Raw genomic sequence first — 25,352 nt, forward strand, 5'->3', positions numbered from 1 at the left:
TGCTCTGGATCCGAACGGCTTCGGCGTTGCCGGGGGCGCGCCATTGGCGGCGGCCCCGCTGGCGCTCGGGCGCATCCGGCGAGCGCATCCGGGTTGCGGCCTGGTGCTGCCCGAGGGGCGCATCCGAACTCTCGTGCCGTCGTTGCCGTGCGGGGTGGACGGGTTCCAGTATGAGGCGCGTGAAGGGGAGGGTCGACACCGACCGTGGGTGCTTTTCGGCGCGAAGGGGTGCGCACCCCTCCCCGATTTTCGGTTATTTTTTGCATTTCTCCTGTTCACGCGATGTCCATCAGCCGACCAGCGCCGTCGTTTTCCGCGCGATCACGCCTCATCAGGCGGGAAGAGCGGCTACAATAGCGAAGGGAGGAGGTGGCGTGGCAAACGGGTTTTCTGACAGAGTGCTGGGGGCGGCGGGGTTCGGCTTGTGCAAGGCCGCGATTTCGGTTGCCTATATCACGGCGATGGGGTCGGTGTCCTCGAGCGTTGGGTTCGTGTCCGAACTCGATTTCATGTTCACGATGAACGCGGCGTCGTTCGTCACGGCTTTCGCTGTTTTGCTGCTGGTGGGAACGGGGCGTTTGCGTCCGGGAAGGCTGTCTCAGGTGCCTGCCGTCATCGCACTGCTCATCGGGTTCTTTCTGAGCGCGACGGGCGTGATGACGGGGTTGCCCGTGGGCGCTACCGCTGCGCTGTACGGCCTTCTGTGCGGCTTCGCGTTGACGGTGCTCAATGCCGCGTGGCTTGAGGTGTTCGCTGCGGAATCCGACGCGACGACCGGCGTATGCCAGGTTCTCGGCGGGCTGGTCGTGCAGTGCGCGCTTGTGTCGGTGGCGCCGCTTTTGGCTTCGTTCGCGGCCAGCGTGCTCTCCATCGCGGCGGTTGCGACGTCGGCGCTGCTGCTTTCGCGTCTCAAGCGCAAGGTCGCGTTTCCCGAGAGGGCTCCGTTGCTGCCGGAGCGGTCGGATGAGCGGTTTCGGCTGCTGCAAGCGTGCTTGTGCCTGTTCGTCCTTGTGGGCGTGGTGGGCATTCTGCACACCACGGTGCTCGGGTCGCAGTCGGAGCATATCGTGGGCGATGTGAACATGTGGATGCCTCTCGTGGCGGCCACGATGCTCACGGCGGTTGTGGCGGGTCTGACCATGCGCCATCCCGATCCCACGGCGGTGTACAAGGGCTGTCTGCCGGTCATGCTGGTGCTTTTGTCGCTGCTGCCGTTTTTCGGCGAGGTGCTCGGCGGACTGGCAGGATTGGTGATGATCGCGTGCTACGACGTGTGCGGCATGGTGTTTCTGCTGTTCATCGTTGATCGAGCACGCGCGCTGGGCATCTCGGTCTACGCGTTGTCGAGCGCGTACTCGGGAGGGTCGGGGCTGTTTCTGGCCGTCGGGCTGGGCATCGGCATCGCTCTCGGTGCGCTGAGCGCCGACTACGGGCTGTCGCTTTTGACGCTGCTGGCGTTCGCGGCCATCTATCCGCTGGCCCTCGTGCTGCTGGTGGTGCTGCGGCGCGTGTATCCTGCAGGAGCAGCGGGCCCGCGTGCGGAGGGAGGGGAGCCGGTTAGCGCCGCGCAGGTCGAGGGCGCGGGAAGGGCGAGCGCTGTCGCTCGGGATGCTGGCGCGGGGAGAGTGCGTGCTGCTGCGGGCGCAGATGGGGAGAGGCGTGCGTCGGCGTGGGCGTCGACGGGCGATTGCGCGGGGGAGGGCCGCTTGAGGAGCGCTGACGCGGGCGCGGATGCCCAGGCGGCGGTAGATGCGGCTGCTTCGGCGAGAGGGGTTTCGAGCGACTTGCTGCGTGCGAAGCGCGAGCCCGGGGTTGCTCCTGTTGTCGAGGACGCGCTTGCCGCGGGGGCCGATGCAGTGGCGGCTCGCTTCGATCTCACGCGTCGCGAGCGCGAGATCCTTGGCTATCTGGCGCGCGGCCGTTCGGCTCGGTTCATCGCCGAGACGTTGGTCATCTCCGAGAACACCGCATGGGCGCACATCAAGCGCATCTATGCGAAGACGGGCGTCCATTCCAAGCAAGAGCTCATGAGCATGGTGGAGCGACGCGCGGGCGAGGGCGCTGGGCGATGATTGCGCGGGATGCGCTCACCTCCCTCCCTCCGCTTCCCGCGCTCCTTCTGCCTTTCTGCCTTCCGCTCTTCTCCTTGATGCGCATACGGTAAGGGATTGAAAAGTTTTTCTTGATAGTTTACCGAAAGTTCGTGGAAGAGGTCACATACGGTAAAGTTATTGGCAGTTTTTCGTGATATTGTACCGAAATCGCTTGTTCGCACGCTGAAAAGCGTGCCGGATGGGCCTTCTAGGGTTGTTTCATCTTCCTTACGGTAAGATATCACTGAAAATTTCTGAATCTATTACCATAACGAGCATCTTGCTGCACGGCCTTCTTCGTTGCGCGTTTGGGACGGTCTCTTCTTGCTGCGTTTGCGCCGTCCTCTCGTGCGGCCCCGTCATGCCGCCCTCTCCGTCGCGCGCTGCTGCACCGTCGTCCCCGCGCGCCCCTGAGCGTCGCCGTCGCCGTTCGGGTCGCGAATATTTCTCCATATTCGGAGTTTTCCCACAACAAGCCTCGCGCGGGTGGCGATCGCGTGGCTATAATAGCAAGCAACACCCGAGCAACGGATGCTTGACGGGATACTTTCACCCGCCGCGTTGAGACACCCGCGCCGCATCCATGCGCAGACCGCGCCGACCGCAGATGGAGGAGCCATGGCCTACTACTTCGACGAGCCGTCCCGTACCTTCAACGAGTACCTGTTGGTTCCGGGACATACCCCGGCATCGTGCGTGCCTACGGCTGTGAGCTTGAAGACTCCGCTTGTGAAGTACCGCAAAGGCGAGGAAGAGTGCCCGCTTTCGCTTAACATCCCCATGGTGTCGGCCATCATGACCGCCGTGTCCGATGACCGCATGGCGGTGGCGCTGGCCACTGAGGGCGGCCTGTCGTTCATCTACGGTAACCAGTCCATTGAAGACGAAGCGGCCATGGTCGCGCGCGTCAAAGACTACAAGGCCGGCTTCGTCACCTCCGATGCCAACCTCTCGCCCGACATGACGCTGGCCGACGTGGTGGCCCTCAAAGAGGAGCATGGCCACTCCACCATGCCCGTCACCGATGACGGCACGGCGCACGGCAAGCTGTTGGGCATCGTGACCGGCCGCGACTACCGGCTGTCGCGCATGGGATTGGACGAGAAGGTGGCTGACTTCATGACGCCGCGCGAGAAGCTCATCGTGGCGCCTGCGGACACCACGCTCAAGGTTGCCAACGACATCATCTGGGACAACAAGCTGAACTCCCTGCCCATCGTGGATGCGGACGACCGTTTGGTGGCGCTCGTGTTCCGCAAGGACTACGATTCGCACAAGTCCAACCCCAACGAGATGCTGGACGCGCACAAGCGCTACATGGTGGGTGCGGGCATCAACTCCCGTGACTATGCCGAGCGCGTGCCGGCGCTCGTGGAGGCCGGCGCGGACGTGCTGTGCATCGACAGCTCCGAGGGCTTCTCCGACTGGCAGAAGATGACCATCGAATGGGTGCGCGAGCACTACGGCGACACGGTGAAGATCGGCGCGGGTAACGTCGTGGATGCCGACGGCTTCCGGTTCCTGGCCGAGGCGGGCGCCGACTTCGTGAAGATCGGCATCGGCGGCGGCTCCATCTGCATCACGCGCGAGACGAAGGGCATCGGCCGCGGTCAGGCCACGGCCACCATCGAGGTGGCGAAGGCGCGCGACGAGTACTTCCGCGAGACGGGCGTCTACATCCCGCTGTGCTCCGACGGCGGCATCGTCTACGATCACCACATCTCGCTCGCGCTGGCCATGGGCGCCGACTTCGTCATGCTGGGCCGCTACTTCGCCCGCTTCGACGAGAGCCCGTCGAACAAGGTGATGGTGAACGGCACCTACATGAAGGAGTACTGGGGCGAGGGTTCGGCTCGCGCGCGCAACTGGCAGCGCTACGACTTGGGCGGCAAGAAGAAGAACCTCACGTTCGAGGAAGGCGTGGACAGCTACGTGCCCTACGCCGGCAGCTTGAAGGACAACGTGGACGTGACGCTGCTCAAGCTGAAGTCCACTATGTGCAACTGCGGCGCGCTCACCATCCCCGAGTTCCAGGACAAGGCGAAGCTCACGTTGGTGTCTGCCACGTCCATCGTGGAGGGCGGCGCGCACGACGTGCTGCTGAAGGACAAGACCCCCTATGTGAGCAACACTATGCGCTGATCCTCGCCGCGCCTTGTCGCTTCGTGTGACGATTCGGCCCCGCATCCTCCCTCCCTGTGGGGCCACCTTTCAGGAAAGGCCGACGTCCCCCCTTCATCGGGGGGCGCCGGCCTTTCGCACGGACGAGGGCGAGGGCGCTTTCAGGGGGCGACGCACACCGCTGTCCGCGTTGATGCCCGTATTGCATGTCTGGAGTGAGCATCTGATACGAACGAATGTTTCACGTGAAACATTGGGAAGGTTCTCTCGTCTGTTGTCGGAGGCTTTTGCTGCGCGCCCATCGGCTTCCGCATTTTTTGCGTTTCGCGCGGCTTCGTTGCGCGTTTGGCCTCATCGATGTTCTGCTTGCGGTTCTGGCGTTAGTTTGGTTGCTGGAGTCGTTGGGCGCCGCTACGTCGTGCGCTTTGCACTGGATGTCGGGCGACGCGCCTTTCTCGTCCGGCCTTCTCGCGTTGGAGTATCGTGCTTCACGTTCGCATTCTGCATCTCGCGCTTTTTCGCATCTCGTTTCCGTTTCGCGCCTCTTTCTTACAGCGCGGGGCTCGAGTGGCGGTGCGCCACGACGGTGGGGTTCGCCTTGATGACGGCGTGCAGCTCGTCGATGTAGCGCAGCAGCAAGGGGCTCGGGCGGCGCTCGTTGTGCATGAGGTAGCCCACCTGCATCGTCTCGTCCACGGCAAGCGGGATGCTCGCAATGCCCGAGTGCATTTCGGCCGACAGCACCCCGGTTGACAACGTAAATCCGTTGTAGCTGGTCAGCAGGTTGGTAAGCGTACCTCGATCCGAGATGCGTATGTTGCGCTTGTGCGGTAGGTGGGCGAGCGGTTCCTCGGAGTAGTAAAACGAGTTCGTGGCGCCTTGCTCGAAAGAGTAGCGCGGGTATGGTTCCAGATCCTCGGGTTTGATCAGCGTGCGGTCGGCTAGCGGATGATGTTCGCCTACGAATACGTGCACGCGCGCATCGAACAAGGGGGAATAGGTCACGTCAGCGTCGTCGAAGGCCTTGCGCAGCACGCGGCGGTTGAAATCGTCGGTGTAGAGGATGCCCACCTCGCTGCGGAATGCGCGCACGTCGTCGATGATCTCGGCCGTGGTGGCTTCGCGCAGCACGAATTCGTACTCCTCGCCTTCGCATGCCTCCACCACGTTCACGAAGGCTTGCACGCTGAACGCGTAATGCTGGGTGGACACGGCGAGGCGCAGGTGGGCGGCTCCTTTGTCGGCGTAGCGCGCCTCTAGCATGTCGGCTTGCTCGATAACCTGGCGCGCGTAGCCTAAAAGCTCGGTGCCGTCGTTGGTGAGCGTCACGCCACGGTTGCTGCGCGTGAACACGGTGATGCCCAATTCGCGCTCGAGCTCCTTCATGGCGGTGGATAGGTTCGACTGCGAGGCGTACAGGTTCTGCGCGGCGGCATTGATGGAACCGTGCTCCGCGATGGCGATAAGGTAGCGCAGCTGCTGCAAAGTCATGGGCGGTCGCCTTCCGATAGGGCAGATGGAGCGCTCCGAGCGCGTTCCATCTCATTATATTCCACCGATCCGTCATCGCGGACGGTAAGGGTGCACTGCTGGTTCTGCGCGTTCGCTCTCTTCGATCCCGGTTCGTTTGCGCTCGGGGTCGGGCGAGCGGGGCGCTTTGGCCGGACGAGCCGACAGGTCTGCTCTGCGCGAACGGGGCATCGAGGCTAAAGCCTAAGCGCCCGCCCCGTTGCGAAACGGTGTGGGCTACAGGTATCGCGTGAACACGTTCACGAATGCGGATACGATCTCCCGTGTTTGACGCGGCATGTTTTTGTTGATGGCGACGAAGGCGGTGAGTGTGGCGCGCTTGTCGCTGAGGGGGATGTGCACGAAGTCGGGGAAGACGTTGTACTGCACGTAGGGTTGGAAGCTGTACATCACGGCACGTCCTTTGTTCAGCTCGTCTTTGCACAAGACGGGGTTGTTGGTGGAAAGGCTGACGTCGAAATCGGCTAACTTGGAGAGGGAGTGCACGCCCGAAGCCCCGCCCACTTCGTACACGATGATCGGGTATTGGGACAAGGCTCCGACCGTGAGCGTCTTTCGGTTCGCCAAGGGATGCTGCGGCGACACGGCGGCGTAGGTGCGGAAGGTCGTCAGCTCGAAGAGCTCGATATCGTCGGGAATGCCGTCAAAAAACTCGACCAGAAGTTTGGACACCAGCAGGATCCCGCATGTCGTGATGTTCTCCGCGATCTGGCCGATGATGTCCTGCCGATACTTTTCGCAGGTGAAGGCGGCAACGTTGGGATAGAGGGAGCGGAATTCCGTAAAGGCGAAAGGCAGGACTGATACGCCGAGCATGGGGGATATGCTGATGCTCAGCTCGCCGCGGATGCGCTCCCGGGGGCTGGCGGTGTTGGCGAGGTCCGCATACAAGGCGTCTAGCCTCGCTAAGATGTCCCGAGCGGCTATGACCGCCTTCTTGCCGTTCTCGGTGAGGCGGACACCCCGCTCGCTGCGTTCCAGGAGCTGGCAGCCAAGCTCGCGCTCCAAGGTGCGCATCGAGTTGTCCAAGGCTTGGCGGGATATGTGAATGTTCTTGGCGGCCATGCTTATCGAGCAACATTTGGCTATTTCGGCTAATCCTGACAATTGCTCTAAACGCATGGCATTCCTCCCTCATGAATTACGACCGAGAAAAAGCATTCGCTTGGCATAGAGCATAAGGAAAGCGGGATGCCCTTAGTTTATAGATGCGAGGTGGGGTGAGACGCGGTATGTGGGCAAGATATGCAGCTTTGCCTTGCATACGCCCATGCGGGGCAAAGGATATCGGCTGCTCCGTCCTGCGCACAGGTTTTCCCGTCCCTATACTGTGGGCAAGAGCAGGGTTCGAATGAGGGGTTTTGAAAACGGATGGGGACGGCTGCGCATGACGGCAGCGATGCGGGTTGCATGGTCTGTCCTCGCCGAGAGGGAATATCGTCGGGCCGCTTTTCGGAGAGCGATGCAGCCGGGATGCGGCGAAGGGCGATGACGCGAGCTGCATGATCTGCCTTACATGAGAGGAGGGGTCGTTTGGACGCTCAGGGAAGGATAGGGGGCCTGCGCTTTTCCAAGAAAGCCGCCATCCAGGGGATTATGACGTTCGGGGTGCCTTTTCTGCTGTTCTTGATTCCCACGAACGAAACGTTCACCCCAGTTATCCAGCGCTATTTTGTCATCACGTCCATGGCCGTCATGACGTTTTGCTTCGGCAATGTTCCACAGACGGCGGTGGCGATCCTTCTGCCGGTAAGCTATGTGATATTCGGAGTCGCGCAGCCCTCAGACATCTACTCGGTGTGGGCGGGCGACACCATCTGGATGATTTTAGGTGGCATCATCCTGGCGGCGATCCTGCAGAAGTCGGGACTGCTGAAGCGCATCGCGTACAAGTGCATCATCCTCACGGGTGCGAGCTACCGGGGCATCATCGTCGGTCTAGGCCTGGCGAGCATCGTTCTCACCATAATCATGCCCGGCCAAGGGTTCATGGCGGTCGCTCCGCTGTCGTACGGCATCTGCAAGGCGCTGCATCTTGGCAAGGGAAAGGACGCGGCTGGCATCATGCTGAGCGGTGCGGTGCTGTCGCTGTCGACGCATTTCTTCCTGTACAACCCGCATACCCTCGTCGTGTTTGGCGTGGGCGAGCAGGTGACGGGCCCCTTGAACGTGACATGGGGCAGCTACTTTATGAACAATTGCATCAGCATCGTGTTCTTCCTGCTTCTGATGGGCGTGTGCCTGCTGATGTTCAAGCCGTCGAAGCCCTTGTCCGGCAAGGAGTACTTCGTGGGCGCGCTTGCCGACATGGGCAAGATGCAGCTGCAGGAGAAGAAGTGCATTGCCGTCAGCGTGCTCTTGGTCGCCCTTCTGGTGACTCAGCCGCTGCACGGCGTGAGCGCCGGCTGGATTTTCACCGCGGTGCCCATGCTGCTGTTCTTGCCGGGCATTGCCGTCGGGGACAGCGAGGACCTAAAGAAGATAGACTACGGCTTCATCTTCTTCATCGGCGCCTGCATGGCTATCGGATCCAGCACGTCCTCGCTGGGCATCGGCGACATAATTGCGGATATCGCCATCCCTGCTTTGCAGGACTGCTCGGCGACGCTCGTGCTGTTCGTGGTCTACGTGCTGTGCTTCCTGTTGAACTTCATCATGACCCCTTTGGCCATCTGGTCGGCGTTCGCGGTTCCGTTCGTGAGCATCACCAACGCCGTAGGCATCGATCCGCAGGCGCTGTTCTTCCTCATGTACCACGCGACAGACCAAGTGATCATGCCCTACGAGTACGCGTACTACCTGCTGTTCTTCTCGTTCGGCCTGATTCCGCTGAAAGAGTTTGTGAAGATCATGGGTGTCAAGACGATTTTGAACGCGGTGTTCGTGTTCGCGATTTTGATCCCGTTCTGGAATCTGATCGGGTTTTTGATGGCCTGACTGATTGCCGAAGCAGGACGGATCGACGGGCGCGTGGCGGTAAGCGCAAGGTTGGACTTACGGGATGGGCTCCTCAAGGGTCTTCCTGTGTAAGTTGAAAAGCCGTGAGAAAGGATTTCTGCTATGTCGAACGTTTCGGAGTGCTGCAGGACGCTGTCACCGCAAGAGCAACACCTTGCGGACATCGCCAAGGGGGACACCAGCTACAAGAAGGGAAGGGAGCGGGTGTTCAAGATTCTCGATCGCGTGCAGAATCTGAAGCCCGTCATCGATGCGGAGCGCGCGAAGTACTTCACGCAGTCCATGATCACCACCGAGGGCGAGCACCTTACCCTGCGTTGGGCGAAGGCGATGATGAACATCGCCAAGAACATCACCGTGTACGTTGAGGAGGACAGCCTGATCTGCGGCCGTGCTGGGTGCCAGGGCCGTTACGGCATCCTGTATCCCGAGCTTGACGGCGACATCTACGAAGAGGCCATCCGCCTTCTTCCCACCCGAACGACCTCGCCGTTCGACATGAGCGAGGAGACGATCGACACCATCCTCACCGACATTGCGCCCTTCTGGGACGGCAAGACGTTCTTCAACGATCTGTACAACGCCCTGCCCGAGGACACCTTGAAGCTCACCTACGAGCCCGAGGAGAAGGCCACTTCCCGTTTCATTGTGAACGAGACGGCTTCGTTCCGCTCTTCCAACCAGTGGGTCCACGACTACGAGAAGGTGCTGAAGCGCGGCTTTAAGAGCATCAAGGAGGAAGCGCAGGCGAAGCTCGACGCCCTCGATCCCATGGATCCTCTGGACAACGTGAACAAAAAGCCTTTCTACGAGGCCATTGTCATCGTGTGCGACGCTATCGTTCTGTGGGCCAACCGCTACGCCGATCTGTACGAGCGCGAGGCGCAGAAGTGCGCGGATCCTGTGCGCAAGCAGGAGATGGAGAAGATCGCCGAGCGTTGCCGTCACGTGCCTGAGTACCCTGCGCGCGATTTCCCCGAAGCCATTCAATCGCAATGGTTCGTTCAGATGTTCTCCCGCTTGGAGCAGAAAACCGGCACCATCATATCCAACGGGCGCATGGACCAGTATCTCTACCCCTACTACAAGGCCGACAAAGACGCCGGTAAGCTGACCGACCAGCAGGCGATGGAGTATCTGGAGTGCATGTGGGTGGGTATGTCCCAGTTCATAGACTTGTACATGAGCACCACCGGAGGCGCTTTCAACGAGGGCTATGCGCACTGGGAGGCAGTGACCATCGGCGGACAGAACTCGGAAGGCAAGGATGCCACCAACGAGCTGACCTACCTGTTCTTGCGCTCGAAGCGCGAATTCCCCATGCACTATCCCGATCTGGCGGCGCGCGTGCACGCTTTGTCGCCGCAGCGCTACATCGAGGAAGTGGCGGAAACTATCAAAGAAGGAAGCGGGTTCCCCAAGCTGCTGAACGATGAGGAGATCGTGCTGCAGCTGGTGTCCAACGGCGCGAAGATCGGCGAGGCGTACGACTATGCCGTCTCCGGCTGCGCCGAGGCCCGCATGCCCAACCGCGACACCTTCACCTCGCCAGGCGTGTACATCAACTTCGCTTCCGCTATCGAGATGGTGATGTACAACGGTCGCACGCTGAAAACCGGCGACGAGGTGCTGGGCCTTCAGACGGGCGAGGTCGAAGACCTCAAGACATGGGACGATGTGTGGAACGCCTACGTGGCGCAGGCCACCAACCTGCTGAAGCATGCCTTCGTGCAGCAAAAGTACATCGATCGGCTGCGCGAGAAGCATTTCGCTGTTCCCATGAGCTCGTCTCTGCACGATCTGTGCATGAAGGAGGGCCTCGACCTGCACACGGAGTTCATCCCCGGTGGCGTTGATATCGGATACTTCGAGTCCATGGGCTTCGGAACCGTGGTCGACTCCCTGGCTGCCATCAAGAAGTGCGTCTTTGACGAAAAATCCACCACCCTGGCCGAGATACGCGATGCCATGAGGGCCAACTTCAAGGGCTACGAGATCCTGCAGCAGCGTTTGCGCATGGCGCCGAAGTACGGCAACGATGATCCGTATGCCGACGAGATAGGCAAGGCGTGCGACTTGGTGTGCTCTGAGTTCACGGAGAAGTACTCCCGTTCTTTGGGGATCAACTACTGCCTGCGCTATGTGCCGTTCACCTCTCATGTTCCGTTCGGCGAGGTGGTTGGCGCTACTCCGAACGGCCGCGTGGCGTGGTTCCCCCTCTCCGACGGCTCGTCCGCATCGCAGGGCGATGATACCAACGGTCCCACGGCGGTGCTTCTGAGCAACTTCTACACGAAGAACCCGAGCTTCCATGATCGCGCCGCTCGCCTGCTGAACATCAAGTTCGATCCCAGCGCGGTAGCGGGGCAGGAGGGAACGGACAAGCTCTGCTCCTTTATCCGCACTTGGTGCGATTTGAAGCTCTGGCATGTGCAGTTCAACGTTGTCAACCGCGAAACCCTGGTTGCCGCTCAGAAGGATCCCGACAAGTACCGTGGGCTCATCGTGCGCATCGCGGGCTACAGCGCTTACTTCTGCGACCTCTCGCCGTCGTTGCAAGACGATCTCATCGCTAGGACGCAGACAGCCACGATCTAGTTTCAGGGTGCATGGCGCTCTGCACCGGTGAATGTATCTATGGCAATTGATCGTGCCCCGATCCCTCTGGGCAGGGGCACGACTTTTGCTTGCGGAAGGGAGGTGCGTGTGGAAAAGGGATGCGTGTTCAATATTCAGAAGTACTCGGTGCACGATGGGCCCGGAATCAGGACGATCGTTTACCTGAAGGGTTGCCCGCTGCGTTGCAAGTGGTGCTGCAACCCCGAATCGCAGTTGGAAAAACCCCAGATCGCCTATAACATCGAGAAGTGCATAGGGGACGTATGCCTGCTCTGCGAGGGCGTGTGCCCGAGGCACAACATCGCCTTCATGGACACCAACAAGGTTTGGATCGATCATGGCAACTGCATCAACTGCCTGCAGTGTGCGAAGGTTTGTCCGGCGGGTGCGATCATCAGCTATGGGGAATACCGCGAAGCGAGCGATGTCGTCGACGAGGTGGAGCGCGATCTGACGTTCTATAGCCGCTCGGGCGGCGGCATGACGTTGAGCGGCGGTGAGCCGCTTCTTCAGGCAGACTATGCTTTGGCGCTGCTCAAAGAGGCGAAGAGACGGGGCATCAACACGGCCATAGAAACGTGCGGCTGCGTGCCATGGAAGAGGGCTGAGGAAGTGTTCTCCTACCTCGACTACGCCTTTTTCGACATCAAGAGCATGGACGCGCAGAAGCACAAGGAGTGGACCGGATGGGACAATTCCGTTGTGCTCGACACGTTTAGGAACATGCGCGAAGCTTATCCGGAATTGAAGACCCGGGTCAGGACTCCGGTGGTGCCCGGTTTCAACGATACGGAAGACGACATCAGAGCCATACGCGACCTGGCCCGAAGCTATCCGAACACCGATTACGAGCTGTTGCGTTACCATCGCTACGGCACGACGAAGTACACGTTCATCGGCAAGGAATACGAGCTGGGCGATCAGGAGCTGGACGACGCGCTCTTCGAAAGGCTCAAGCAGATATCGAACGAGGAGTGAGAGGTGAGTGCATGAAAGTCATCGACTTCAGGTTCCGTCCGCACAGCAAAGCCACCTTGGAAGGCCTGGCCAACAGCGTTATTTTCCGTGAAGGGCTGCTTGCCAACGGGGTTGATCTGGACGCTTTCGTTGCCAAAGCCCAGGGCATGGACGAGATCACGTCGCAATTGCGACGTGACGGCGTGGTCAAGGCGGTCATCGTGGGGCGCGATGCGGAAACGACGTACGGCTTCGCGCCGAACAACCAGGAGGTTGCCGACTTCGTTGCGTTCGACCCGGACGTGTACGTGGGTTTCGCAGGTTTGGACCCGCACAAGGGCTCGGAGTCGGTGGAAACGCTCATCGACCTCGTAGAGAACCGGGGCTTCGGCGGGGCGGCCCTCGACCCCATCTACGCGCAGGCGGCGCTTCACGAACGTTGCTACTACCCCGTTTACGCGACGTGCGAGCGCCTGCGGATCCCCCTCGTCATCACGTCGGGTCCGGCGCGCTACACCCCCAAAACGGTGATGGACTACGCGCGTCCCGGCTACATCGACCAGGTGGCTGCCGATTTCCCCGAACTTAAGATCGTGGTGAGCCACGGTGGCTGGCCCTACATCGAGGAAATGATGGGCGTGGCGTTTCGCAACAAGAACGTCTATTTCGAGCTATCGGAGTACGAATCGTTCCCTGGTAGCGATAATCTCATCAAAGCTGCGTCAACCGTCATTTCTGATCAGATGCTGTTCGCCAGCGCGCATCCTTTCGTTGATTACCGGGATGCGATAAAGTTCTACCGTACGTTGCCGTTCGACGACGTGGTTCGGGAGAAGATCATGTGGAAGAATGCCGCCGCCGTGCTTGGTGCGGCGTAAGCGTGGCGTACGATATGCTTTCGCAGGTCGTGCTGTAATGCGCGGGTTTCGCTGTCGGTGGCGGCCTGCGAAGGCGTTGGTCATGGCGGGGCAGGTCGCGGTCAGCGTTCGGAAAAGGAGCAGCCAGTGGATGTGAGCCAGATAGTAGCCATCGCGGTGTTCGTCGTGGTCATGGTAGCGATCATGACCGAGAAGCTGCACCGTTCGCTTGCTGCCATCACGGGAGCTATGATCGTGCTCGCGCTGCATGTGATGCCGTTCGATGCGGCGATGGGGCACATCGACTTCAACACGTTAGGCGTGCTGTTGGGTATGATGCTGTTCGTGTCCGTGGTGAAGCTGTCGGGAGTATTCGAGTTTTTGGCCATCAAGAGCGCCCGCCTCGCCAAAGGCGACCCATGGAAGATCATGCTGTTGTTCGTGCTGCTCACAGCTGTGCTGTCGGCATTTCTCGACAACGTGACCACCGTGCTGCTCATCGGCCCAATGACGCTGACCGTGTGCAAGCTGCTCGATGTCAACCCCATCCCGTTTTTCATGACCGAGATCCTCGCGTCGAACATCGGCGGAACTGCTACGCTCATCGGAGACCCTCCCAATATTATGATAGGCTCGGCTGCGGGTTACTCGTTCTTCGACTTCATCGTGTACGACGCTCCTGCCGTGGTTGTTATCCTGATAGCCGTGCTCTTCGTGTTCTACCTTGTGTACGGTCGCACGATGCATGTAAGCGAGGAGCATCGCCGACGTGTCATGGAGCTGGACGAGCGCGAGCAGATCAAAAACCCGCGCCTGCTCAAGCAGAGCGTGATCATGACCGCTCTCGTGGTGGTCGGCTTCATGGCGCACGGTGCGCTCGGGCTGGAGTCGTGCATCATCGCGCTCGGTGCGGCGGGCGTCATCATACTGATCTCGGGAGAGAGCATCGAGGAAGCCCTGTCGAACGTGGAGTGGACCACGCTGTCGTTTTTCGCCGGCTTGTTCGTTATTGTGGGCGCGTTGGTGGAGACCGGTGTCATCGGCGCGTTGGCGAACGGACTGATCGACGCAACCGGTGGCAACGTGTTCGTCACCATGCTCGTGCTACTGGTCGGCTCGGCCGTGATATCGAGCTTTCTGGACAACATCCCGTTCGTGGCCACGATGATCCCCATTCTGCTGGCCATGGAATCAACCGGCATGGACGCGACGCCCTTGTGGTGGGCCGTCTCGCTGGGGGCGTGCTTGGGCGGCAACGGCACGCTCATCGGCGCCAGCGCCAACGTGGTGCTGTCCGACATCAGCAAGAAGCACGGTTACGAGATAACGTTTGCGAAGTATCTGAAGACGGGCTTTCCCATCATGTTGCTCACCGTCTTGATAGCTGGCGTCTATCTGGCAATCCGCTTTCCTCCGGCATGATGCATGACGGATGCGTCGCCGTAGCTCGCGAGCGTATCGCGACTCTGCCGTCGTGCCGTTTTCGGCCAATGTCGGTTTGAGGTGGAAGGCGATGGCGAGAGGCCCGTTTCGCTGAGGTAGCGAGGGGCGATTCGATAAGGGGGGGCGCCTGCTGCTGCGCGCCCGGCCCGCGCTCGTCCCCGCGCTTCCCGGCGCCGGCCGCGGAGGGGGGAGGCTCGCCGAGGGGCCCCTCCGCATGCTGGGGGGGGGTCTATGGTTTTGCCGGCCCTGGGAGTCGGGTCTCTCTGCGTGCCGGCGCCCCTCCGCTCCCGCGGGGCCGCGGAGGGGCGCCGGCCCCGGGCCGGGCGCGCGCGGGGGGAAGGGGCGGGGCGTCACTCTTCGGCGAGCTCGTCGTCCCAGGAGCGGCGGCCGTGGCGGGCGCGACCTCCGGCCAGGTCGAGGGCCTCGTCGCTCGGCGCGCCAGCGCGCTGATGCGGCCCCCGCTTCGCATGCGCGCGCTCGCGGCGTTCGCGCTGCGCGCGCGCTTCGCTTGGGCGCGGATGATGGAAGTCCGCCTCCTGCGCTTCTTCCGCCCGAGCGGCATCCTCGCGAGCGAGCGAGGCGCGGATGCGCAGATACTCCCAGAACAGCAACATGAGCAGGATGCACATGACGATGAGGTAGCCGATAACGGCACCTGGCAGCCCGGTGAAGTTCACGAGCAACACCGGCACGAACAGCGAGAAACCGAACGTGATCAGGTACAGCTTCGTCACGGCCCGCTGCCTTCTGAGCACGGTGATCACCTGGTAGATGAACTCGATGGCAGCCGTGACACCTCCGGCGGCCAGCATGATGAGCGCCAACTCCCTAAACTGTTCGAAGTCGAGTCCGTACAAAAAGCCCATGATGGGGATGCCGATCCAGCTCATCAGCACCATCACCGCACCTGTGAGGGCGATGATCATGGCGAGCATGGCGACGATGATGATGTTGAACTTCTTGCGTTTTGAAGGGTCGGCCCATGCTTGGGCCATGCGCATGGTCAGCGGTTTGTACACGAATCCGGCGGTAAGCAGGATGGCGTGCGCGGGGAAGTACAGAGCGTTGAAGTACAGCTGGTTATCATAGGAGAGCGCGCCCTCCATGACGAACTTCGGCATGTTGTCGATGAGGTTGTACATGAACAGGGCCACAAAAAGCGGGAAACACTGCTTGAAAAGGGTGGCGACGCTCGACAGGCTGGCTCGCCGAGACTTCGGCGTTTCGAACAGCGTGAGCGGCAGCGTGAGGAACAGAAACGTTGCCACGGCGACGATGGCCATGACGACGCATGCCACGGGAAGATTGCGTGTGATGAGCAGCGCAAAACTGAACACGACGAGAACGGTTATCGAACGAAATGCCTGCGATACTCCCGCCAAATACAGTTTGTCGGCCTGCTGCAAGCGCCCTTCGTACACGTCCGCGAGCGCGTCGATCATTTTGTACACGTACACGCCCCCGCTGATGACGAGCATGTCGCCCGAATAGCCGCGAACGGAGCAGTAGGCCGCCCCCGCCGCAAGCATGAGCACGCAGGTGATCCAGCGATTCACCTGATAGTCGGCGAACGAGTGCTCTTCGTCGATGTCGGAGGCTTGGTAGGTGCGCACGCCGTAGTTGCCCACGAACATGAGCATGAGGGCGGTGATGAACGCGAGCGAGAACATGCCCGCCTGCTCCACGCCCACAAGCTGCGTGACCACGATGGTGAGGACGGGGAACACCATGCCCCATGTTCCCACGCCCACGGTGTTCCATACGTAATCGCGGGTGGTGCGATGCGCGGCGTATTCGGCCTCCTGGTTGGTCAGCGAGCGTTCTGACACCGCGCCGAGGAGTCGGTTGCACCAGCGGTTGACGCTGCGGGTGATGAAGTTGGGCCTGCGCGGCGGTTTTTCGGATGCATGGCGCTCGCGTTCGCGGGACGACGCGCCGAGGAAGGGCGCGGAGTCGGAGGAGGAGGGGGCACCGACGGCGTCTGTGTCGAGGGGGGCAGGGGTGCGCTGCGCATTGCGCTTATGCACTCCCTGATAATCGTGCTCTTTCGACATGCGGTTCATGATGCTCGTCCCGCTCCTCCTTCGTGCTTCGCCCGGTGCGCCTTGCCCCATTATAGAGGTCGTGCCATGCGCGCTCTATAAGATTCATAGCGAAGGCAAACGATGCGGATCGCTCCGCGGCGCATGCAGACGCGGCGTGCGGCTTTGGTTGCCCGCACCTCCGATAGCGCCGCCTCGCCGAGCGACCGTTCCCGTCGCGCGGCCGGGCGCGCCTGCGCATCCGGCCGCTTTCCCATCTCGGCGAAGGATGCGGGTTGCGCGCTTTGCGGGGGGGGGGTGCTTTCCCGCGGCGGCAAGTGCGTCCCGACGCGGTCTCCTGCGGACTGGCACGCTTTTTGCTTTCGGGGAAGAAGGGCCGCATTCCCGATACGCGAAAAGGAGTGATCATGAACATCGTTGTGTGCTACAAGATCGTGCCCGACGAGCAAGACGCGGTTGTGCAGGCTGACCGCACGTTGTCGTTCGAGCGCGCTTCGCTCAAGATCGGCGACTACGATCTGAACGCTGTGGAGGCAGGCGCGCAGCTGGCGGAAGCCCATGGTGCATCGCTGGTGTGTCTTACCGTTGGCGGGGACGCCGTGGAGGACGCGAAGCTGAAGAAGGCCGTTCTCGCGCGCGGTCCGCATGAAAACGTTGCCGTGAGGGACGCGTCGCTTCCCGAGGCGGGGTCCACGACGACGGCGCGAGTGCTCGCGGCCGCCGTCAGGCACTTGGGCGAGTTCGATCTCGTGCTGTGCGGAGAAGGGTCCGCCGACCGTTATGCCCAGCAGGTTGGCGTGCAGCTGGGGGAGCTGCTGGGGGTGCCCGCCATCAATGCCGTGAGCGCCATCGAGGTCGACGACGGAGTTGCGCATGTCGAGCGCGCAGTCGGCGCCGTGGTGGAGCGTTTGGATGTGCCTCTGCCGGCCGTGCTGTCGGTGGCCGCCGGCATCAACGAGCCGCGCATTCCTTCCATGAAGGACATTTTGACCGCAGGGAAGAAGCCCTCGCATGTGCTGTCGCTTGCCGACGTGGGATTCGATGGGGTCGATGAGGCCATCGACGTGGTGAGCACGTGCGCGCCCGAGCGGCGCGAGCGGGCGTGCGAAGTGTTCGAAGGCGATGACGACGAGACGATCAGGGCGTTCGCGGCGCGCGTGCGCGAGCGGCTGTAAGGAGGAATCCATGAGCGACAAGACGATCGCGGTGTTCGCCGATACCGCGGAGGCTTACGAAGGGCTGTGCAGCGGCGCTCGCGCCTTGGGCGGCGATCCGATCGCCCTTTGGGCGGGCGGCGAAGCCGAGGCGAAGCGCATCGCCGCATGGGGTGCGCGCGTGGTCTATGTGGGCGAGATCCCCGAGGGTGCGCTATACGAGGATTGTGCCCTCGCGTTTCAGCAGGTCATCGAAGCTGAGCGACCGGCGCTCGTCTTGGCGTGCGCCTCGAAGCGCACGCAGTGCGTTGCCGGGCGCCTCGCCGTGCGGCTGGGGGCGCCGGTGGTTTCCGATGCTTCGCGCATGGCGCTCGATGACGACGGCGTTGAAACGGCCCGTTTGGTTTACGGCGGCGCGGCGGAGCGTGTCGAGCGATCGCGGGGGATGGCGATCGTGCTGGTGGGATCGGGGGTCTTCGAGATCGATGAGGCGCCTGCTCCCGGGGCGGTGGAACGCGCGGAGGTTTCCGTGGAGCCGGGGCCGATCAAGGTGGTCGAGCGCTGCAAGCGGCAGGAGGAGACGGTGGACCTTGGCGCTGCGAAGGTCGTGGTGTGCGTTGGCCGCGGCATCCAGAACGAGCGAAACGTGGACGCGGCGCGCCGGTTCGCGTCGCGCGTTGGCGGGGAGATGGCATGCACGCGTCCCATTGCGGAAGGCGAGGGTTGGATGGCTCGCAGCCGCTACCTGGGGGTCTCTGGAGCTGTGGTGAGGCCAGACGTGTACGTGGGCTTGGGGGTGTCGGGACAGGTGCAGCATACCGTTGGCATGGCCGAGTCTCAATTCGTGGTGGCGGTTAACAAGGACAAGAGCGCCCCGATCATGAAGCAGTGCGACCTCGGCCTTGTGGCCGACCTCGAGAAAGCGCTTCCTGTGCTTGCGTCGCTGTAGGTGCTCGAAACGCGCATGATGCAGGCGGGGCTTCGAAGCGCCGGGGCCCCGCCGGCGCTTCAGATTTCGTACGCCGTGCTGCGGATCAGGGCGAACAGGGTTCGACAGCTTGGGTCGCCGTGCTTGATGGACAGCAGCATGCTGTCCCATACGAACGCGCACAGCGGCTCGGGGGCCAGTGCGCCGCGCAGGCGGTCGCGCAACACCCGAGGGTCGCGCTCGAGCGCCATCTCGAGGCCGCGGCGGATATGCGCGAAGCACGCTTCTTCGCGTTTGCGCGCGGTTGCCAGGCCCTGCGCGTCGAGCGCCGCGATTTCAACAAGCCAGTCGTCGCGGAACTTCGCGAGTGCCTCGGATAGCTGTCGGGCGAGTTCCTGGCAGAAGCAGACGAAGTCGTCGCCGGCCACGGCGTGCGGCATGCGGTCGGCCAGCGCCTCGTTCCAGAACCGGCCCACCACGTCGTTGACGAGGTCGTTTTTGGTGGGGTAGGAGTTGTATACCGTGCCCACGGCCACGTTGCAGGCGCGTGCGACGTCGCGGATGCTGAGTCCCGCCAAGCCGGATTCGCTGGCAAGCGCGAAGGCGGCGTCGAGGATCTGCTGCTTGCTGATGACGGGTTTGTTGCCCATGCGCACCTCCCGCATGCGGAAGCTCGTCGGTCGAACAGGACACGTTCCATTGTAGGGGAACGCGCGCGCTCCGCCTGTGAAGATTCGGCGATGCGAAGGCTCTCGGCCGCTCGACCTTCGAAAATTGGCTATCGCTTCGATCCTCCCGCGTCGCCGCGCAGGCGGTTCAGAGCGGCGAACACCTCTTGCCTGCGCGGCTTCGCCAGACCGCAGGGCACGAACGACCCGCAAAACGGCGCCCATCCCTCGCGCTCCAGCACGGCGAAGAGGCGATCGGCGGCCTCTGCCAGCGGGCATGTGCCGCCTGTGAAGCGCTCCAGGCCGTAACGCAGCATATAGGCCAGCGCGACTGTTTGCTCGGAGTCGGCGATCTGCTCCACGAAGCGCACATCCACGTTCTCCTTACCCAGCGAGAACGCGCCGCGCCCCTGTGAGTGCACCTTCAGCCGCTCGCGTCCGCGTGCGCCGCCGCGGCCACCGCGTCCGCGAGCCTTTCCGCTGTCGCGTTCGTCGTCGCGGCCTTGCGCGCTGCCTTCGCGTGCATCGTTCGCGCCTGCCGCTGCGAACGTCGGCATCGTGCGCCCGCCTCGCGGCATCCTGAACGTGGGGGCGCTCGTCGCGGGCGCCTCGTGCTGCGCGCATAGTTCCTTCACCCGTTGCGTGATGTCCACCGGCCGATAGCAGTCCATCTGAATCACTCGGTCGGCGATGTGGAAGAACGCGCCAGAGCTGCCCGCCACCAAAATGGTGGACACGCCCGACTGCTCGTACAGGCTGCGCGCCCGCTCTAGGAACGGCGTGATGGGCTCCTTCTCGCGACTGATGACCTGCTGCATGAACTCGTCGCGCACCATGAAGTTCGTGGCGGAGGTGTCCTCGTCTATGAGGAGCAGACGACAGCCCGCCTCCATGCTCTCCACAACGTTCGCGGCCTGCGAGGTGCTGCCGCTCGCGTTCCCCGTGGAGAAGGCCGTGGTGTCCTTGCCGTTGGGCAGGTCGTTGATGAAAAGCGATATGTCCACGTTGCGGATGGCGCGGCCGTCCTCGGCGCGCAGCTTCACCGCCGTGTCGTCGGCCAGCGCGAACTCGCGCCCATCGCCCGCGATGTGGTTGTACACGCCGTTTTGCAGCGCTTCGAGCAAGGTGGACTTCCCGTGATAGCCGCCGCCCACGACAAGCGTGATGCCGCGCGGCACCGCCATGCCCGTGATGCGGCCTGCATGCGGCAGATCGAAGGAGCGTTCCAGCTCTGCGGGCGAGGCGAAGGGCACCGCATCCGCCAGCGGCTTGTCGGACACGCCGCTTCTCCGCGGCAGGATTGCCCCGTTCGCCACGAAGGCCACCAGCCCCTCCTCGCGCAGCTGCGCCCGCAGCGCCTCCTGGTCCTCGGCCAGATGCACGGCGGCTTCCACCTGCCGCGCGTCCAAGCTGGTATGGAACAGGGCGCGCTTCACGCATGCGGGCAGGAAATCGAAGAGGATGCGCTCCAGCTCGCCTGCGTTGATGGTGCGCCCGAACGCGGGGAACCCCACATGGAAGCGCGCGGTGATGACGCCGCCTGCTCCCCGCGCCCCGCGCTCGGCGGCCGCGTCGCTCGCACCACCTTCCGTGCCCTCCGCGCCACACTCGGCCCACTCGCTCTCCGCCCCGCGCTCGGCGGTCGCGTCGTCCAGGTCGTTTTCCGCATGGCTGTCGGCTGCATCGCGCCCGCCTTCCGCGCCCCGTGCGCCACGCTCGGCCCACCCGCCTTCCGTGCCCTCCGCGCCGCCCGAAATCTCGCATGCGCTGCGCTCCAACACCTCCTGCCCGCAGCGTGTGATGGATACAAGCCCGCTCTTTCCCGATCCCTTGGCCTTGAAGCTATACTGCTCGAACTGCGCCCCCAGCTGCCGCGTGAGGAAGTCCGCCAGCGCCGTGCGTGAGGCGCGGTTCGCGCGGAACTTCTCGGGAAAGCCTGCCGTCGCGTAGGGCACCTCCACGCGCAAGCTGGACGGCGCCGCGAAAGGATCCCCTTGCACATGGTCGATGAACAGGCAGAAGTCAGCAAACCGGTAGGCGCCTGCCAAAGATTTGTACGCTGGATACCCCCGCCTATCCAGCCCTCGCAAGGCTTTGCGCAACTCGTCTGCTGTTTTCACGGGCACCGACCTCCTTCGCAGTCGGCGCTCAGTATAGCAGCAAAGATTCCGGTCGAGGCGTTCGCTCAAGCGTTTCGACCGCCGTGCTCCATTTGTCGATTATGCTTTCTGGCTGGCTGCCCGAGCTGCCGCATCCACCGTGCGTCGCAACGGACGCGCTCTCCGCCCGCAACGCCTGGTGCTTGCGGGCGACGATGGCGATGCTTGCGCACGGAGAAGCCGGGGAATTCGGAAACGCCTTCTGCGCTGCATCCATTGGAACGCGAAGCAGAAGAGCCTTCCTGGCCGCTTTCTCCTTCCCGCGATTATTCTGCCGCCGTGCGACATACGCCGATGCCCCCATACTGCCTGGTACATGGAACCCTCTCCGCCCCAGGGGCAAAGAGGGATCCCGTGGAAGGTGCGCTCGGGCGAACCTCCATGTGCGGAAATGGGGCGATGCCGCTTCCGCTTGTGATGCTGTGGCGGCGCAAGCGGAAGCTGCTGCCGAGAAGCGGGCGGAAACCGATGCCGCGTGCAATCGACCAGTGGAGCTGCGGTCGATTTGGAGGCGGTTGGCCAGAGATGCCGTGGAACGCTTTGCGAGCGAGATGCTGGGCGCCAAGCCATGGGGGTCGACGGGCGATAGCGGATGAAGGTGACAGAGCCATGGCCGATCCCAAAGAGCGGTCGAGGCGGTGCGTTCGCGGCATTCGGTGCGGGTCCCTTCCGCCTTTGCCGATTCTTCAAGGAGGCCTTCTTCATGTGCTGAGCTCGCCCATGAGCGGGAATCGTCGGGCATGGTCAACGACGGAGATGCCAAGTTTGCCGCCGAAAAAGAGGCTTTGCGCGAGGCTGCCGAGAAGCTTCAAGAGGACGGTGCCCGTCGAAAGCTCGAGACGGCTGATCGGGTTGGTGCCGTCGGGGCGGTCAAAAGCGGACTGCCCTCAAAGCGGCGCAATCCGACGCGTTGCTGGCAATGCCCGATGCCGAAGTATGTGAATTGCTGGAGCATGAGCAGGCGGCGGTTGCAGCAGGTCGATCTGCTCGGGCAGAAGCTCGGATGGTTGCCGAGCGAAGATGTTCTAGAAGTGCTCCGGGCGATTCGTTCGAGGAGCGGTCGGGCATCTTGCTCGATGGCGGTCCAACGGCTTCGATGCTTCTTCGCATGGCTCGGTTGTCGGCTGCGCGCTCTCCCGCGTTGAGGCCATGCGGGCAGGATGCGATGGGGCCGGATTCTTTCAACCGTTCCCGAGCCTGGTGAATGAGCGATGCGGGTGGACGGAGGATCTGCGCGATGCGTCAAAACGAGTTGGGGAAAGGCGGCGTCGGGTGGTCCCCGTTTCCGAGGCGCGTCCGGACGGCGTGCTGCAAAACTATGGGCATGCGGCTGTCGCTGTCGGATGCGGCGGGACTCTTTGCGCCCATGCGGCTCGATCGGGGTTCCTCGTTCTAGGCCGGTTCGTTCCCTCGAACGAGCCTTGTATGTACGTTCAGGCTCCAAATCCTGCATTTGGCCCTATCGACGCCGTGGATGGCCTTCAAGTTCTCTATCGGTGTAGTAAAATGAAACTCCCTTTCGTTCCCAATGCGTTAGAAGGATACGGTTTGTCGCACACGCTTCGATGCTCATCGCGCTTTTCAACCCTGCGACCTCCATGGGCCCTATCTCCGTCGCGGATGCTTTTGGCTGGATGTTCGGCATGACGAAAGAAGCGGTGCTTGGTAATGGCTGTGAGAATGCCGGCAAGGCTGCCCTTGCCAGTGCCGCTATGCGCCGTCGCCTCTCGCTTGCGTGCGAGTATGGGACGCTGCTGCGGTGTTTTGCCGACGAGACGTTGTAAAGGCCGTTTTCATGTCCCTTATTCTTCGACTTGACAGAGTTATGGCCGACAGGAAAATGCCGCTTGGTCGGCTTGCGAAAAAGATAGACATCGCGCCGGCGAACCTGTCGAGAATCAAAACGGGCAAGATAAAGGCCGTCCGCTTCTCGACGCTCGAAGCGCTTTGCAAAGAGCTTCATTGCCAGCCGGGAGATTTGATCGAATATGTTCCGGATGGCGTTTCCGACGAGGGCGGTTCGCGACGCGGTAGTTCTTCGAAGACCGAATAGGTTTTCGCGTCGACTTTCGAAGCGCTTGCGATTCGGATAGGATCATCAGTTCCGATCAGGGCGTATTCCGGTCCAATGATATAAATGCTGGCGCGCCGGTGGCGTGCTGTTGCGATGCGCAGGGTGACGCAGGGGCGTGGACGGCTCTTTCATGGAGAAGCGATGGCCGATCTGCATGCGTCGTTGCTTCCTGGCAACTATCATTCTAATATGAACTATGTTCATTAATGAACATAGTTCATATTGTGGAAAAGAGGGAATCATGAGTGCTGAGTTGGTTATCGCAAGCGTCGCCATCACGTGCGCGCTCGTGCTGTACACCGTCGGCGTGTTTGGAGAGCGCCGTTCGGGCACGCTGTCCGTGCGTCACGTGCTTCTGTTTTGGGGCGGTCTTGCGTGCGACACCACCGGTACGATGATCATGACGGGCATCGCCCAGCAGTCGGAGGCTGGCGGTTTTGGCATCCATGGCATCACCGGATTGCTCGCTATCGTGCTCATGCTCGTGCATGCGGGCTGGGCCACTGTCACGCTCGTTCGCCGTAACGAGCGCAGCATGAGGCGGTTCCACGCATTCAGCACTTTTGTGTGGCTGGCGTGGCTTGTGCCGTACATCATCGGCATGCTTGTGGGCATGCCGATGATCCACCTTCGGGCGGTGTGCGCTGTCGGGACGAGCGTGATTGTGGTCGCGGCTCTTGCCTTCGTGATGTTTCGTGGCGAGGGAGGGTGCGCCCCCTCCGCTCGTTAGCCGATTGGTCTATGCCGACCAGCGCGAAGAAGCGTGGTGACGATCTATGCGCGCGGCGCGGTGTCGGCCGGGATGGAGGGCAGCGCGATGATGAAGCACGCGCCGCCACTGGGCAGGTTGAGAGCCTCAACTGTGCCGTCATGGGCTTCCACCACCGATTTTACGATGGCGAGCCCCAAGCCCGTGCCGCCGGTGCCGCGGCTGCGCGAGGCGTCGGTGCGGTAGAAGCGGTCGAACAGAAGCTTCGGGTCGACGTCGCCGAATCCGCAGCCGTCGTCCTTTACGGCCAAGATGGAACTGCCTTTGAGTCCGAACAGTTCGATCACGATGTGCCCGCCCGGCGCTATGAATCGGCTCGCATTCTCCACGAGGTTCGTTACGGCCTGTTTGAGCCGGTCGAGGTTGCCCAGCACGTCGGGCGCCTCGCCTACGATCTCGGTGTGCGCTTGTCGATCACGCAGGATAGGCTCGAGCGCGTCGAGCACGCCGGCCGACAGCTCGCGCAGGTTCACGCGCGCGAGCTCCATGGGCGCCGCGTCGTCTTCGATGCGTTGCAGGGTCAGCAGATCGTGCGTGAGGCGGCTCAAACGTTCGCTTTCGTTGATGATGATGCCGCAGAACTTCTCGTGCAGCTCGGGCGGCAGGTCGGGATCCTCCAGCATTTCCGCATTGCCGCGTATGGCGGTGAGCGGCGTGCGCAGCTCGTGGGCCACATCGCTGATGAAGGCCGCTTGGCGGCGTTCCTTCAGCGCGAGGTCGTGCTGCTGTGCTTTCATGGTCTGAACAAGCCCTTTGAAGTCTGCGGTCAGCTCGTCGGCCTCGAAGAGGCGCCCGTCCGGCTCGAACGGAACGTCGGCGCCCGCGCGGTAGGCGGCGGTCCTCTTCGCCAAAAGACGCAGGGGCTCCGAGATGAAATGTCCGATGATCAAGCTAAACGCGAACACCGCCACTCCGATGGGCGCGAGTAGCAAAAACGCCTTCGACGTGAGGTCGAAGGCGAGTAAGCAGATCAGGAGCAG

Annotated in this window: 17 protein-coding genes; 11 read left to right on the forward strand and 6 right to left on the reverse strand. The window is 62.3% G+C overall.

What is annotated here, in order from left to right; translation table 11 throughout:
* The first annotated feature begins 374 nt into the window (after window positions 1-374).
* Window positions 375-2,072 carry a helix-turn-helix transcriptional regulator gene (locus tag B5F40_RS07975; RefSeq protein ID WP_239442954.1) on the forward strand — a complete coding sequence of 566 codons (1,698 nt, stop codon included), beginning with the start codon at window positions 375-377 and terminating at the stop codon, window positions 2,070-2,072.
* Window positions 2,073-2,711: 639 nt separating this feature from the next.
* The gene (locus B5F40_RS07980; protein WP_087193814.1) at window positions 2,712-4,235 is read left to right on the forward strand and encodes an IMP dehydrogenase; all 1,524 of its coding nucleotides are present in this window, start codon (window positions 2,712-2,714) and stop codon (window positions 4,233-4,235) included.
* 528 nt (window positions 4,236-4,763) lie between these two features.
* On the opposite strand, the gene B5F40_RS07985 is transcribed toward B5F40_RS07980, so the two are convergent.
* Together B5F40_RS07985 and B5F40_RS07990 are read right to left on the reverse strand one after the other, a co-directional pair.
* A complete protein-coding gene (locus tag B5F40_RS07985) occupies window positions 4,764-5,705 on the reverse strand; it encodes a LysR family transcriptional regulator (protein ID WP_087193815.1) in 942 nt (313 codons plus the stop codon).
* A 255-nt stretch (window positions 5,706-5,960) separates the two neighbouring features.
* Window positions 5,961-6,866, reverse strand: a complete 906-nt coding sequence (locus B5F40_RS07990) for a LysR family transcriptional regulator (RefSeq protein ID WP_087193816.1) — start codon at window positions 6,864-6,866, stop codon at window positions 5,961-5,963.
* A gap of 411 nt (window positions 6,867-7,277) precedes the next feature.
* On the opposite strand from B5F40_RS07990, the gene B5F40_RS07995 reads away from it, so the two are divergent.
* The 5 genes from B5F40_RS07995 (at window position 7,278) to B5F40_RS08015 (ending at window position 14,557) form a co-directional block, all read left to right on the forward strand.
* A complete protein-coding gene (locus B5F40_RS07995) occupies window positions 7,278-8,681 on the forward strand; it encodes an SLC13 family permease (RefSeq protein WP_087193817.1) in 1,404 nt (467 codons plus the stop codon).
* A 123-nt stretch (window positions 8,682-8,804) separates the two neighbouring features.
* On the forward strand, window positions 8,805-11,300 hold the full coding sequence (hpsG, locus tag B5F40_RS08000) for a (2S)-3-sulfopropanediol dehydratase (RefSeq protein ID WP_087193818.1): 2,496 nt from the start codon (window positions 8,805-8,807) through the stop codon (window positions 11,298-11,300).
* 108 nt (window positions 11,301-11,408) lie between these two features.
* Complete coding sequence (locus tag B5F40_RS08005; RefSeq protein ID WP_204217364.1) at window positions 11,409-12,299, forward strand: glycyl-radical enzyme activating protein; 891 nt, start codon at window positions 11,409-11,411, stop codon at window positions 12,297-12,299.
* A gap of 11 nt (window positions 12,300-12,310) precedes the next feature.
* Window positions 12,311-13,156 carry an amidohydrolase family protein gene (locus tag B5F40_RS08010; protein ID WP_087193820.1) on the forward strand — a complete coding sequence of 282 codons (846 nt, stop codon included), beginning with the start codon at window positions 12,311-12,313 and terminating at the stop codon, window positions 13,154-13,156.
* A gap of 126 nt (window positions 13,157-13,282) precedes the next feature.
* Complete coding sequence (locus tag B5F40_RS08015) at window positions 13,283-14,557, forward strand: SLC13 family permease (protein WP_087193821.1); 1,275 nt, start codon at window positions 13,283-13,285, stop codon at window positions 14,555-14,557.
* A gap of 371 nt (window positions 14,558-14,928) precedes the next feature.
* Here B5F40_RS08015 and B5F40_RS08020 read toward each other — a convergent pair whose 3' ends face one another.
* Window positions 14,929-16,641 carry a lipopolysaccharide biosynthesis protein gene (locus B5F40_RS08020; RefSeq protein WP_239442956.1) on the reverse strand — a complete coding sequence of 571 codons (1,713 nt, stop codon included), beginning with the start codon at window positions 16,639-16,641 and terminating at the stop codon, window positions 14,929-14,931.
* A 386-nt stretch (window positions 16,642-17,027) separates the two neighbouring features.
* Between B5F40_RS08020 and fixA the strand changes: the two genes are divergently transcribed.
* Window positions 17,028-17,795: a putative electron transfer flavoprotein FixA gene (gene fixA / locus B5F40_RS08025; protein WP_087193822.1), complete on the forward strand. Its 768-nt coding sequence runs from the start codon at window positions 17,028-17,030 to the stop codon at window positions 17,793-17,795.
* 10 nt (window positions 17,796-17,805) lie between these two features.
* Window positions 17,806-18,723 (forward strand): electron transfer flavoprotein subunit alpha/FixB family protein, encoded by a 918-nt coding sequence (locus B5F40_RS08030; RefSeq protein WP_087193823.1) that lies wholly within the window; start codon window positions 17,806-17,808, stop codon window positions 18,721-18,723.
* A gap of 59 nt (window positions 18,724-18,782) precedes the next feature.
* Here B5F40_RS08030 and B5F40_RS08035 read toward each other — a convergent pair whose 3' ends face one another.
* Window positions 18,783-19,352, reverse strand: a complete 570-nt coding sequence (locus B5F40_RS08035) for a TetR/AcrR family transcriptional regulator (RefSeq protein WP_087193860.1) — start codon at window positions 19,350-19,352, stop codon at window positions 18,783-18,785.
* Window positions 19,353-19,480: 128 nt separating this feature from the next.
* Window positions 19,481-21,490, reverse strand: a complete 2,010-nt coding sequence (locus B5F40_RS08040) for an ABC-ATPase domain-containing protein (protein ID WP_162610928.1) — start codon at window positions 21,488-21,490, stop codon at window positions 19,481-19,483.
* 1,834 nt (window positions 21,491-23,324) lie between these two features.
* Here B5F40_RS08040 and B5F40_RS08055 point away from each other — a divergent pair.
* Window positions 23,325-23,582: a helix-turn-helix domain-containing protein gene (locus B5F40_RS08055; RefSeq protein WP_087193826.1), complete on the forward strand. Its 258-nt coding sequence runs from the start codon at window positions 23,325-23,327 to the stop codon at window positions 23,580-23,582.
* Window positions 23,583-23,844: 262 nt separating this feature from the next.
* The gene (locus B5F40_RS08060; protein WP_087193827.1) at window positions 23,845-24,333 is read left to right on the forward strand and encodes an HsmA family protein; all 489 of its coding nucleotides are present in this window, start codon (window positions 23,845-23,847) and stop codon (window positions 24,331-24,333) included.
* 44 nt (window positions 24,334-24,377) lie between these two features.
* On the opposite strand, the gene B5F40_RS08065 is transcribed toward B5F40_RS08060, so the two are convergent.
* Entirely contained in the window at window positions 24,378-25,304 is a 927-nt protein-coding gene (locus tag B5F40_RS08065) for a sensor histidine kinase (protein ID WP_087193828.1), read from the reverse strand.
* Window positions 25,305-25,352: the final 48 nt, after the last annotated feature.

Origin of the sequence: Gordonibacter sp. An230 (genome assembly GCF_002159915.1) — a bacterium.
In the GTDB taxonomy this organism is placed as follows: Bacteria; Actinomycetota; Coriobacteriia; order Coriobacteriales; family Eggerthellaceae; genus Rubneribacter.

Coding starts and splice junctions, on each gene's coding strand:
- B5F40_RS07980 (WP_087193814.1), top strand. CDS start 2,712: ATGGCCTACTACTTCGACGAGCCGTCCCGTACCTTCAACGAGTACCTG.
- B5F40_RS07985 (WP_087193815.1), bottom strand. CDS start 5,705: ATGACTTTGCAGCAGCTGCGCTACCTTATCGCCATCGCGGAGCACGGT.
- B5F40_RS07990 (WP_087193816.1), bottom strand. CDS start 6,866: ATGCGTTTAGAGCAATTGTCAGGATTAGCCGAAATAGCCAAATGTTGC.
- hpsG (WP_087193818.1), top strand. CDS start 8,805: ATGTCGAACGTTTCGGAGTGCTGCAGGACGCTGTCACCGCAAGAGCAA.
- B5F40_RS08010 (WP_087193820.1), top strand. CDS start 12,311: ATGAAAGTCATCGACTTCAGGTTCCGTCCGCACAGCAAAGCCACCTTG.
- B5F40_RS08020 (WP_239442956.1), bottom strand. CDS start 16,641: ATGAACCGCATGTCGAAAGAGCACGATTATCAGGGAGTGCATAAGCGC.
- fixA (WP_087193822.1), top strand. CDS start 17,028: ATGAACATCGTTGTGTGCTACAAGATCGTGCCCGACGAGCAAGACGCG.
- B5F40_RS08030 (WP_087193823.1), top strand. CDS start 17,806: ATGAGCGACAAGACGATCGCGGTGTTCGCCGATACCGCGGAGGCTTAC.
- B5F40_RS08035 (WP_087193860.1), bottom strand. CDS start 19,352: ATGGGCAACAAACCCGTCATCAGCAAGCAGCAGATCCTCGACGCCGCC.
- B5F40_RS08055 (WP_087193826.1), top strand. CDS start 23,325: ATGTCCCTTATTCTTCGACTTGACAGAGTTATGGCCGACAGGAAAATG.
- B5F40_RS08060 (WP_087193827.1), top strand. CDS start 23,845: ATGAGTGCTGAGTTGGTTATCGCAAGCGTCGCCATCACGTGCGCGCTC.